This is a genomic window from Microbacterium sp. BF1, from assembly GCF_019279095.1.
Taxonomy (GTDB): domain Bacteria; phylum Actinomycetota; class Actinomycetes; order Actinomycetales; family Microbacteriaceae; genus Microbacterium; species Microbacterium maritypicum.
This window is the reverse complement of record NZ_JAGYWT010000025.1, coordinates 1-11,319: the sequence shown is the minus strand read 5'-3', so window position 1 is coordinate 11,319 and position 11,319 is coordinate 1. Positions and strand designations below refer to the sequence as shown.

Here is an 11,319-nt window from a genome sequence, read left to right as displayed (position 1 = left end):
GCCACGCCTTCAGGCCGTCGAGGAGGTCGGCAGAGGGCGCGGCGAGGAGTTCGCCCGGCGGTACCTGGCCGCAGAGCAGCACGTCTCGCCCCTCTCGCTGAGCGTCGACGGCGACCCGCACCCAGTGCTCGATCGCACCGTGACGCCACTCGGTGTCCGCACCTTCGGGGACGCCGATTGAGTCGAACTCGATGCAGTCCAACGGGCGCCCCCATTCGAGCCTCGCCAGGGCGACGAGCGCGGTCGATTTCCCCGTCCCGCCGGCACCCGTGAGGGAGAGGAGCGTCACACCAGTCCCTGCACCCGGAACTGCTCCGAGTGGTAGACGCTGTTGTTCCCCGTGTTCCACTGGCTGACGCTGAGGTGCAGGTCCGACAGGGTCGACCCGGGGATGATGTACCCGCCGTAGAGCTGTGCAACGTGCGAGGCGTCTTCGGTGTTCCACTCGGTGCCGTGCAGCAGGGTGGTCTTCGCGGCGGTGTGGAGGTTGTCGGTCGGGGTGTTCAGCACCATCGCGTCGATCCGGTACGCCCCCGAATTGAACCAGGTGAGGATCCACTTGCCGCCGAGCGGTCGCAGGCACATCTCGCCGAACTGGCCGGAGAGCACCTCGGTGACGGGCTTGCCCCACCCCCAGGAGCCGTTCGCGAACCCCCAGGGCTGGTACGCCGAGAGCGTCGTCATGTCGTTCGAGGGCACCCGATAGAGCACGATGCCCTTGTCGCGCTGGAAGCCGGTCCCGTAGATGTACACGTAGCCGTCGCTGCCTTCGCCCCAGGTGATGCATTGGAACTTCCCGCCGGCCATGTCGGCGGGGAACTGGAGTCCGGTGTGCTGCCAGGTCGCGCCGTTGTCGTCCGACTTCCACAGCTCCGTCCAGCGCACGGCGCCGAAGTGCGGGCCGTTGACGATCGCGTGCAGGTACATCCGGGAGCCGATCGTGATCACGTCGGAGGGGATGACCGTGGTGAAGTAGGCGTCGTGCGGGTAGTACCAGAGCTGCGGTGCGACGCCCTGGGTGTCCGCGCCGGCACCGGCGCTCCCGTTGAAGGTGACACCGGCGGCGAGATTCGTCGTCGATGAGTACAGGGCGACGGGCGAGCGCCAGTTCGCGCCGCCGACGCCGTCGGCCCAGGTGTCGCCGAACATGAACAGCATCCGGCCGTCCGGTGTGCGCACCGGGATGCCGAGGTCGGTCGCGCCGATGCCGTACTGTACGGGACTCTGGGTACCGGCGAGCACCGTGATCCGCGACACGGTCAGCCCGGCGGCTGCCGCCGGCGCCGGCAGTGCGGTCGAGGCGAAGAACGCCGCTCCCACCACTGCTGCCCCCTGCAGCACTCCCCTGCGACTGATCCGTGGCCCCTGCGTGCTCTCGGTCTCCATCGACCTCTCCTCTCGGTACCGCATGGTGTCGTGCTCGTACTCGTACTACTTGAGACCTGCCATCTTGATGTTGCCGATGATCTGGCGCTGGAAGATCAGGAACAGGATGATCACGGGTGCCGCGGCGAGCACGGATCCGGCCATCAGCAGCCCGAGTTCGGTGCTGCGCTCGGACCGGAACGTCGCCAGGTACTGCTGGAGCACGAACTTGTCCGGCGAGGTGATCGTCAGGATCGGCCAGACGTACGAGTTCCAGTAGGCGAGGAACGCGGTGATCCCCATGACCACGAACGGCGGCTTGGACAGCGGCAGGAAGATCCGCACGAAGATGCCGAATCGGCCGCAGCCGTCGAGCATCGCGGCCTCCTCGAGGCTCTTCGGGATGTTGAGGTAGAACTGCCGGATGAAGAACACCATCGCGGCACTCGCCAGCCCGGGGATCACGAGCACCGCGAGGGTGTCGAGCATCGACAACCGGGTGACGACGATGAAACTCGTGAGCAGGATCGTCATGCCGGGAATGAACATCGTGGTGATGACGATGGCCCAGATCATGCCCTTGAAGCGGAAGTCGAGGCGGGCGAAGGCGTAGGCGGCGAGCGAGTTCACCGCGAGGCTCCCCACCGTGAACAGCACGGCGCCGAACAGGGTCCACGCGAGCGTTCGCAGGAACGTGGGGTCGGCGAGGATCTGCGCGTAGTTCTGCCAGAGCCACACCTCGGGGAAGAACTGGAAGGGGGTCTCGACGACCTCGGTCTTCGACTTGAACCCGGCGATCACCATCCAGGCGAGCGGGAACAGCGAGGCGATGATGAACAGCGCGCCGAGGATCACCTTGCCGACGGCGACGAGCCATCCGCCGGTGCTGCGGGGAAGCCGGGGCGAGCGCGGCTCCTTGCCGGCCAGGACGATGCGTGTGGTCTCCTGCATGACGGCCATCTCAGTCCACCAGCCTCTCGGAGTTGACGAACTTGAACACGAGCGCGGAGATCGTCCCCAGCACCACGAACAGCACCAGGGCCGCGGCGATGGAGTAGCCGACGTTCACGTCGAGGCGGAAGTGGTTGAAGATGAAGAGGTTCGGCAGGGTGGTCGAGTCGAGCGGCCCGCCCTGGGTCATCACCAGGGGAAGTTCGAACTGCTGGATCGCGGCGACGAAGCCCGTGATGAGCAGGTAGAGCATCACGTTCTTCATCTGCGGGATCGTGATGTACGCCGTCTTCTGCCACCAGTTGGCACCCTCCATCGCGGCGGCCTCGTAGTACTCCGCGGGGATGTCGACCATGGCCGCGACCATGATGAGCGAGGTGAGGCCCATGCCGAGCCAGATGGCGGGGACCGCGATGGCCAGGAGCGCCCATTTCGGGTCGCCGATCCAGGCGATCGGGTCGATGCCGAACAGGCCGAGGAAGGCGTTCAGGAGCCCGCCGGAGTAGTTGTAGATCAGCACGAAGATGATCGATGCGATCACGGCGGAGATGATCGTCGGGATGTAGATGCTGACCTTCAGGAAGCTAGCGGCTCGGCGCGACACGGTCACGACGAGGCTCCCGAACAGGAACGCGAGGACCAGCATGACCGGCACGGTCATCAGCACGAACAGGAATCCGCGGCCGATCGTGGCGAGGAACAGCGGGTCCTTGAGCACGTTCTGGTAGTTGCGGATCCCGACGAACTCCGGGTCCTTGTAGAAGCTCCAGTCCTGGAAGGAGAGGAATCCGGCGTAGATGGCCGGCCAGATCACGAATATCCCCAGCAGCAGCACCAGCGGCAGCAGGAACCAGTACGCGGTCTTGTTGTCCCGATAGCGATAGCGGTTCTTCCGCTGCCGGATCGCCCGGCGTTCTTCCACAGCCTGACTGGCCATATCCACCTCGTCGTGATGTCGGATGCGTGACTGTTCGGGGACCGGGACCCCCGGCCCCCGAACAGCGAGCGGTGTCAGTTCTTCGGCGCCTTGTCCGGCAGGCCGTCACGGTCGATCACGGTCTGGATCGCCGCATCCGCGGTCTTGATCGCGTCATCCGCGGATGCCGAGCCCTTCATCACCGACTCCATCGCGGTGCCCACGGCGAGGTTCACATCCCACGGGTAGGTGGATCCGGCGATGGCGTCCGGGGCAATGTCGTCGACGATGATGCTCGACCAGGGGGCGTTCGCCGCCTCTTCGCTCGACGCGACCGCGTCCTGCACCGACTGACGCACCGGCACCTTGGTGAACTGCGTGTCGACGAAGAAGGGGACGAGGTTCTCGGGGTCGCCCGCGATCGCCCAGGAGAGGAATTCGCCTGCGGCCTCGGGGGACTTGCTCTTCGCGTCGACGACCCACGTGAAGTTGCCCATCGTGGTGGCCGTGCGACCGTCGGCATCCGCCGAGCTCGGGAAGGCCCCGACGCCCGTCTTGGGGAGGAGGTCGGCGTAGTCGGAGCCGATCTCGGACATCATCCACGAGCCGGAGACCTTGAAGGCGACCTTCTTCTGACCGAAGTCCTCGCCCGCGACGTAGGCGGCGAGCGGCTGCTTGGGCATGTATCCCTTGTCCCACAGCTCCTTGTACTGCGCCATCAGATCCCGGTAGCCGTCGTTGTCGATGTCGGGGGCGGTCCAGTCGTCGGTGAGCGCCAGGTGGCCGGCGAAGTTGTACTGCTGTCCGACGGTCGACCAGGCGAGCGTCACGGCATCCTGTGCCGGTGAGATGCAGTACTGGCCGTCGGAGAGCGTGGGCTGGATCTTCGCGCACGCGGCGAGCAGGTCCTCCCAGGTCTCCGGCGCTGCCGAGGAGTCGACGCCGGCCGCGTCGAGCATGTCGGTGTTCCAGAACAGGACCGTCTGCGGCTCGAGCAGCAGCGGGTAGGCGTAGTGAGTGCCGTCGATCTCGGAGATGGAGGTGGCGTTGTCGAGGATCTCATCGAGCGCCTCCTGCGGGACGATCGAGTCGAGCTCGTGCACCTGCCCGGCGTTGACGAGGTCGTACAGGTTCGCGGAGCTGGTGTAGAGGTCCGGCGCCTTGCCTGCGGCCTGTGCGGCCTTCATCTTCTGATCCCAGGCGTCGGCGGGCACCTCGGTGTCGACGACCTTGATCTTGTCCTGCGAGGCGTTGAACTTCTTCACGATGTCGGCGTACCACTCGTTCTCGACCGGGGTGAAGCTGCGGTGCCAGAACTGGACGGTCGTGACGCCGTCCTCTCCGCCGCCGTCGCCCGCCGATTCGCCCGGCGTGCCGGAGCCGCAGGCGGCGAGCATCGTGCCGACCGTGAGCGCGCCGAGAGCGGCGAGCGTGGCCCTGCGCGTACGTGTGGTGATTCTCATGGGTTCCTCCTCAGGAACGGACTCTTCGTCGAGTCGCTGCTGTGTGTTCGGCTGCCGCCGACGGACACCGGCCGCGCCCGTGGATCCTCAGTGACCGGGTATGCGTCAGATTAGGCGAAATCGATTTCATACGCAAGGGATCCGGTCCTCTCCCACGAGTCGGCGCGACCCAGGTCACGAGTCGGCGCGCTCGAGGTCGACGGAGAACCAGAACACGTTGTACGGGTCCCACAGGGAGAGCGTGAAGTAGATCCGCCTCCCGTCGTCGTCGACATAGCGCGGATTCAGATACGGCGAGTACAGACCCGGATAGTCGGCGCCCGGCACGACCTCGATCGGGTCTCCCCACGGGCCCCACGGCGTGATGCCCTCGCGGATGTAGGCGCTCCCGGCATCCGAGTACGTCATGATCCAGCGTTCGAGGTACGTCGACCACATCACCGAGAGCTCGCCGATCGTCCCTTCGACGATGGTCTCGGCATCCGCCAGGTCTTCGCTCCACTGCGGCGTCTCGCCGTCGACGCCGGCGAAGTACGAGTACGCCGCCTGGTCCTCGACCGCCTCCTCGGTGGCCGGGACGCGCATCAGCTGCACGCCCCCGAACCGCCCGGACGGGATCGACCAGAAGTAGATCCAGTCCTGACCGCCGTCGGTCACCTCGGCGGTCGCGACCTGCACGAAATTCGAATCCCCCGGCCACTCCACGCCTTCGACCGGCGCCCAGGACTGCCCGTCGTCCCGCGAGACGATGAGCGCCGCGTAGTTCGCATCCCACGCACCCGGCTCGCCCCAGAACCGCACCGACATGTACGAGACGTAGATCGTGTCGCCGATCGCGAAGCCGTAGGTGGGGATCTTCGTGACCTCGCCGCCGGCGCCGTTGGCGTCGTGATCGCCCTCGATGAGCGGGGCGGCGAGACCGATGTCGTCCTCCACCCACCCCTCGAACCCGATGCCGTCGGCGGGGTCGTCGTCCGTCGTCCACGCCGCGACGTTCGACCGCCAGAAGCCGCCCTGGCCCCCGATCGACTCGGGGTCGCGTTCGCCGAAGGTGTCGCCGAAGAAGAAGAACGTCTTGTCCCCGACGTTGGTCATCGAGCCCAGATCCGTGCCGGCGACCGACACCGCAGCGGTGTCGTTCATCGCGTCGGGGCCGGTGAGCTGCGCGATCTCGGTGAGGCCAGAGATGCCCCCGAGCACGAAGGGTTTGTCCTGATCGGGGTCGACGCTCACTCCGCCTCCTCCGGCGCACCCGGCGAGGCCGAGAACGAGGACGACGGATGCCGCGACGACGGTCCGGCGGGTTTCGATGGTGACACGGGGCATGATCCTCCTCGATCGGCGATGATGAACCCGAATCTAGCGAAATCGATTTCAACACACCAGCGTCTTCGGCCTGTCCGACTCCCGCGCCGAGCGGTGGCCCCGCCCATCCGGCGACCCCGCATCCGAGCCCCGCTGGGGCCACGCCAACGGCCTCCGGATCGGCATCCTCCCGATCCCCGGCCCCCGCGGCCTGCTCCGCGTCTTCACCCCCCCACCTCGACCATCCGCGCGAACGGCTGGTGAACTTCCTCGCCGAGATCGTGGAGCCGTTCCGTCAAGGCGTCGCCTACCGGTTCTCGGTCGAGCCGGTCTGAGGGGTGGGATGACGGCGGCGGGCCTAGGCGCTCCCGCGCGGGTCCCAGAGCACGACCTCCGTCGAGCGACGCAGGCGCCGTCCGGTCGGCATGGGTACGACTCCGGCGGAACCCGCGGCGAACACGCGGACTCCGGGGCGACTCTCGCGCTCGGTGCGCAACGCACTCTCGAGCACGGCGATGCGGTTGTGCAGCGCCCTGTTCTCGTCTTCGAGGTCGAGCAGACGGGCGATCGCGGGGAGGCTCACGCCCTCGGAAGAGAGCTGGGCGACCTCGCGCAGCTGCTCGATGTTCCGGGGGGAGTACCGGCGCAAACCGCCGGAAGTGCGTCCGGGGACGACGAGCCCGATGCGGTCGTACTGCCGCAGCGTCTGGGGATGAAGGCCGGCGAGCTCGGCGGCGGCCGCGATCGCGAACACCGGGGTGTCAGCATTCATCATGAACGCCTCCGCCCCCGGTGCCCGCTTCGACGATCGGTCATCGCCGCGCCTTCGCCATCAGCTCGGCCCGCGGGTTCTCGTCGGGCTCGAGTTCCTGGAACTTCTCCAGAGCCGCACGTGCGGCGTCGTCGAGGTGCGTCGGCACCGCGACCTGGAGCTCGGCGAGCAGGTCGCCCGTGCCCTTCGAGGTCGCAACCCCTCGGCCCTTGACCCGCAGCACCCGCCCGGAGGGGGTACCGGGTGCGACGCGGAGCTTGACCACGTCGCCGCCGAGGGTCGGGACCTCGATGGTCGCACCGAGAGTCGCCTCGGTGAACGTCACAGGCACCACGACGCGCAGGTTGAGTCCGTCGCGCGTGAAGACCGGGTGCGGGCGCACCGCGATCTGCACGACGATGTCGCCGCTCTCTCCCCCATCGGGCGAAGGACGACCGCGACCGCGGAGACGGATCTTCTGGCCGTCGGCGACGCCCGCCGGGATCTTCACCTTGAAGGGCTTGCCGTCTTCGCCCTGCAGGGAGATGGTCTCGCCCTGCACGGCGGTGACGAAGTCGAGCGTGGTGCGGGCCGTGACATCGGCTCCGCGCTGCGGGCCGCCGAAGCCGCGGTATCCGCCACTCGGCTGCCCGAAGCGTCCGTTGCCGAAGCTCGCACCCTGCCCTTGGTTGAACATCGCGAAGATGTCCTCGAAGTCCGCCGTCTGTCCGCGGCCCTGCTGTCCGAACCGGCTGAACACGTCTTCGAAGCCGCCGGCACCCGCACCGCTCGCCGTGAAGCGAGCGCCGGATCCCATGGCGCGGATCTCGTCGTATTCCTTGCGCTGTTCGGTGTCGGAGAGCACCGAGTAGGCCTCGCTGATCTCCTTGAACTTCGCTTCGGCTTTGGCATCACCCTGATTGGAGTCCGGGTGGTACTTCCGCGCGAGCTTGCGATACGTCTTCTTCAGATCCGCATCACTGACGTCCTTGGAGACCCCGAGGGTCTTGTAGAAGTCCTTGTCGAACCAATCCTGGCTGGCCATCGATCACCTACTCCGCGGGGACAGCGACGACGACCTTCGCGGGGCGCAGCTCGACGTCTCCGAGGCGGTAGCCCACCTCGACGACCTCGAGGATCGTGGTCTTCTCGGCGCCGGGGGTCGGCTGCTGGAAGATGGCCTCGTGGCGCTGCGGGTCGAATTCCTCGCCCTTCGCGCCGTACGCGACCACTCCGAGACGCTCCACGACCGTGCGCACCTTGTCGGCGATCACGGCGAAGGGCGTGCCCTCCACCAGATCACCGTGCTGAGCCGCGCGGTCGAGGTCATCGAGCACGGGGACCAGGCCCTTGGCGGCCTCGCCCTTCGCTCGCTCGATCTCGACCTGACGCTGCTCTTCGGTGCGGCGACGGTAGTTCGCGTATTCGGCCTGGAGGCGCTTGAGGTCGTTCAGCAGCGTGGACTCGAGGTCGGCGAGCACGGCGTCTTCCGCCGCGGCCTCACCGGTCTGCGTGGCACCGAGGATGTCGTCGACCGTGAGGTCATCGGCGCCGTCGTCAGGAGTCTCGTCCGACCCCTCGGCGGCCTTCGCCTCGGTGGAGTCCGGGTTCTGCGGCACGGGGCCGGATGCCTGAGCATCCGACCCCTCGCTGCGACCTTCGGCGGACTCAGGAAACTGGTTCTCGTCGAAGTTCTTGTCCGTCATGATTACTTCTTCTCGTCCTCGTCGTCGACGACCTCGGCGTCGATGACGTCTTCCTCGGAGGAGGGAGCGTCACCGGCCGGGGCCTCGCCGTCAGCCGAAGCGCCGGCAGCGGCATCCGCCTGCGAGGAGGCGTAGATGGCCTCGCCGAGCTTGGATTGCGACTGGTTGAGCTTGTCGAACGCGGTCTTCACGGCCTCGTCGTCTTCGCCGGCCAGCGCCGTCTTGAGCGCGTCGACGTCGGCCTTGACCTCGGTCTTCACGTCTTCGGGCAGCTTGTCGTCGTTCTCGGTGATCAGCTTGTCGATCGAGTACGCGAGCGTCTCGGCCTGGTTGCGGACCTCTGCGGCCTCGCGGCGCGCCTTGTCCTCAGCGGCGTGCTCCTCGGCCTCGCGCACCATGCGCTCGATGTCTTCCTTCGACAGCGACGAGCCGCCGGAGATGACGATCGACTTCTCGGTGCCGGTGCCCTTGTCCTTGGCGGACACGTGCACGATGCCGTTGGCGTCGATATCGAAGGTGACCTCGATCTGCGGGATGCCGCGGGGAGCCGGAGCGATACCCGTCAGCTCGAACGTGCCGAGCGGCTTGTTGTCGCGCGTGAAGTCACGCTCGCCCTGGAAGACCTGGATCGCGACGGACGGCTGGTTGTCGTCTGCCGTGGTGAAGGTCTCGCTGCGTTTGGTCGGGATGGCCGTGTTGCGCTCGATGAGCTTGGTCATCATGCCGCCCTTGGTCTCGATACCGAGGCTCAGCGGGGTGACGTCGATGAGGAGAACGTCCTTGCGCTCACCCTTGAGGACACCGGCCTGGAGCGCGGCGCCGACGGCGACGACCTCATCCGGGTTGACGCCCTTGTTCGCGTCCTTGCCGGTCTCGCGCTTGACGAGTTCGGCGACCGCAGGCATACGCGTGGATCCACCGACGAGCACGATGTGGTCGATCTCGGACACCTTGATGCCGGCTTCGCGGATGACGTCCTCGAACGGCTTCTTGGTGCGGTCGAGAAGGTCCTTCGTGAGGTCCTCGAACTTCGCGCGGGTGATGGTCTCGGAAAGCGACACCGGGCCCGACTCGGTCAGCGACAGGTAGGGCAGGTTGATGCTCGTCGACGTCGAGGAGGAGAGCTCCTTCTTCGCCTGCTCCGCAGCCTCCTTGAGACGCTGCAGGGCGATCTTGTCACCCGAGACGTCGACGCCCGTGGTCTCCTTGAACTGCTTGATCAGGTAGTCGACGAGACGCTGGTCCCAGTCGTCTCCACCGAGACGGTTGTCACCGGCGGTCGAGCGCACCTGGATCGTGGAGAAGTCGTCGTCCTTGCCCACCTCGAGCAGCGAGACGTCGAACGTTCCGCCACCCAGGTCGAAGACCAGGATGAGCTCGTCTTCCTTGCCCTTGTCGAGGCCGTACGCCAGAGCGGCAGCGGTCGGCTCGTTGATGATGCGCAGGACGTTGAGGCCCGCGATCTCGCCGGCTTCCTTGGTGGCCTGACGCTCGGCGTCGTTGAAGTACGCGGGGACCGTGATGACCGCGTCGGTCACCGTGTCGCCCAGGTACGCCTCGGCGTCGCGCTTCAGCTTCATCAGGATGCGCGCGGAGATCTCCTGCGGCGTCCACTTCTTGCCGTCGACGTCGAAGGTCCAGTCGGTGCCCATGTGGCGCTTGACGGAAGCGATCGTCCGGTCGACGTTGGTGACGGCCTGGCGCTTCGCGGTCTCACCGACGAGCACCTCCCCGTCCTTGGTGAAGGCCACGACCGAAGGGGTCGTGCGGAAGCCCTCTGCGTTGGCGATGACCTTGGGCTCGCCACCCTCGAGGACGCTGACGACGGAGTTGGTGGTTCCGAGGTCGATACCGACAGCACGTGCCATGTGTTCTCTCCTTTGTTGGAAGTTCGTTGTGGTTCGGAAGATCTGCAGCGATCAGGAAAACCTGAGTCGCGATGACTCAAGTGTACCCAGGGGTCGAGAAGGAGTCAAGTGAACTTGATATGACTTGGCTCAACTTTGAGATTCGGCGCTGTTCCGGGCGCACGGCGGCGTCACTCAGAACGGGGCGACCTCGGGATCCTCGGTGAAGGTGACGGTGTTCTGGGGAGGCGGCCGGTCGACGTAGACCTTGCCGGTCGGGCTCGTCCAGGCGTAGAGGCCACCGCCCAGAGGCTCGACCGCCCACGGCGAATGGTGCTTGAGCACATGATGGCGTCGACACAGATGGCCGAGGTTCGACTCGTCGGTGGAGCCACCGAGCACGGCATCGCGATGATGATCGATGTCGCAATCGGTGGACGGATACCCGCAGGTGGGGAATCTGCAGCGCTGATCCCTGGCACGAAGATGTCGCCTCAGATCCGAACCCGGCCGATAGCGGTCGACCGCGAGGACCGTCCCGGTGATGGGGTGGGTGAGGATACGGTCCCATCCGGATGCCGCACCGGCGAACCGGCGGGCGGTCACGGGGTCGATCGGGGTGCGGCCGTTCAGCTCGGCCGGTGTCGCGTCGCCCGCGATCAGGGTCATGACGGGAACAGTGATCGACACTGTTCCGCGGATCGCCGCGAGGGAGCCCTCCGAGTCGCCATGCCCGACCGGGGCACCGGCGAGGAGCAGGTCGAGGGCGAGATCGGCGCGGAGCTGCGCGATGGTGCGCCGATCGGGCTCCGGGGACTCGGGCTCCTGGGACTCGGGCTCCTGCATCGCGTCGGCCATCTGCGTCAGGCGATCGAAGACACCGTGGACGAGCGCCGAGGGACCGAGCACCCCGAGCTGTGTCATCCCGTCGCCGACGTCTTTCACCCACACGGCTCTCTTCTCCCGCGCGTCGAGATGCCGCTCCTCGATCGACCGCGCCTGGAACCGCTCGGCC

General features: G+C 66.8%; 11 protein-coding genes. All 11 read right to left on the bottom strand.

Features of this window, described 5'->3' with window-relative positions:
• Positions 1–289, bottom strand: a 289-nt coding sequence (locus KZA10_RS01845) for a hypothetical protein (RefSeq protein ID WP_218682030.1), incomplete at its 3' end; no start/stop codon positions are given.
• Positions 286–1,386, bottom strand: a complete 1,101-nt coding sequence (locus KZA10_RS01840) for a DUF4185 domain-containing protein (protein WP_105672142.1) — start codon at positions 1,384–1,386, stop codon at positions 286–288. The genes KZA10_RS01845 and KZA10_RS01840, both read right to left, overlap by 4 nt.
• Positions 1,387–1,431: 45 nt before the next feature.
• On the bottom strand, positions 1,432–2,316 hold the full coding sequence (locus tag KZA10_RS01835) for a carbohydrate ABC transporter permease (protein ID WP_256934293.1): 885 nt from the start codon (positions 2,314–2,316) through the stop codon (positions 1,432–1,434).
• Positions 2,317–2,326: 10 nt separating this feature from the next.
• Positions 2,327–3,253, bottom strand: a complete 927-nt coding sequence (locus KZA10_RS01830; protein WP_105672140.1) for a carbohydrate ABC transporter permease — start codon at positions 3,251–3,253, stop codon at positions 2,327–2,329.
• A gap of 74 nt (positions 3,254–3,327) precedes the next feature.
• Positions 3,328–4,695, bottom strand: coding sequence for an ABC transporter substrate-binding protein (locus KZA10_RS01825; RefSeq protein WP_218682028.1), 1,368 nt, complete (start codon positions 4,693–4,695; stop codon positions 3,328–3,330).
• A gap of 174 nt (positions 4,696–4,869) precedes the next feature.
• Positions 4,870–6,021 (bottom strand): DUF4185 domain-containing protein, encoded by a 1,152-nt coding sequence (locus tag KZA10_RS01820; protein WP_218682027.1) that lies wholly within the window; start codon positions 6,019–6,021, stop codon positions 4,870–4,872.
• A 337-nt stretch (positions 6,022–6,358) separates the two neighbouring features.
• The gene (locus KZA10_RS01815) at positions 6,359–6,772 is read right to left on the bottom strand and encodes a heat shock protein transcriptional repressor HspR (RefSeq protein ID WP_218682031.1); all 414 of its coding nucleotides are present in this window, start codon (positions 6,770–6,772) and stop codon (positions 6,359–6,361) included.
• 40 nt (positions 6,773–6,812) lie between these two features.
• A complete protein-coding gene (locus tag KZA10_RS01810; protein ID WP_017829652.1) occupies positions 6,813–7,796 on the bottom strand; it encodes a DnaJ C-terminal domain-containing protein in 984 nt (327 codons plus the stop codon).
• Positions 7,797–7,803: 7 nt separating this feature from the next.
• Entirely contained in the window at positions 7,804–8,457 is a 654-nt protein-coding gene (locus KZA10_RS01805; protein ID WP_055866319.1) for a nucleotide exchange factor GrpE, read from the bottom strand.
• Between the two features lie 2 nt (positions 8,458–8,459).
• Positions 8,460–10,325, bottom strand: coding sequence for a molecular chaperone DnaK (gene dnaK, locus KZA10_RS01800; protein WP_141386960.1), 1,866 nt, complete (start codon positions 10,323–10,325; stop codon positions 8,460–8,462).
• A 174-nt stretch (positions 10,326–10,499) separates the two neighbouring features.
• Positions 10,500–11,319 (bottom strand): HNH endonuclease signature motif containing protein (locus KZA10_RS01795; protein ID WP_218682026.1); only part of this gene is annotated, 820 nt, incomplete at its 5' end.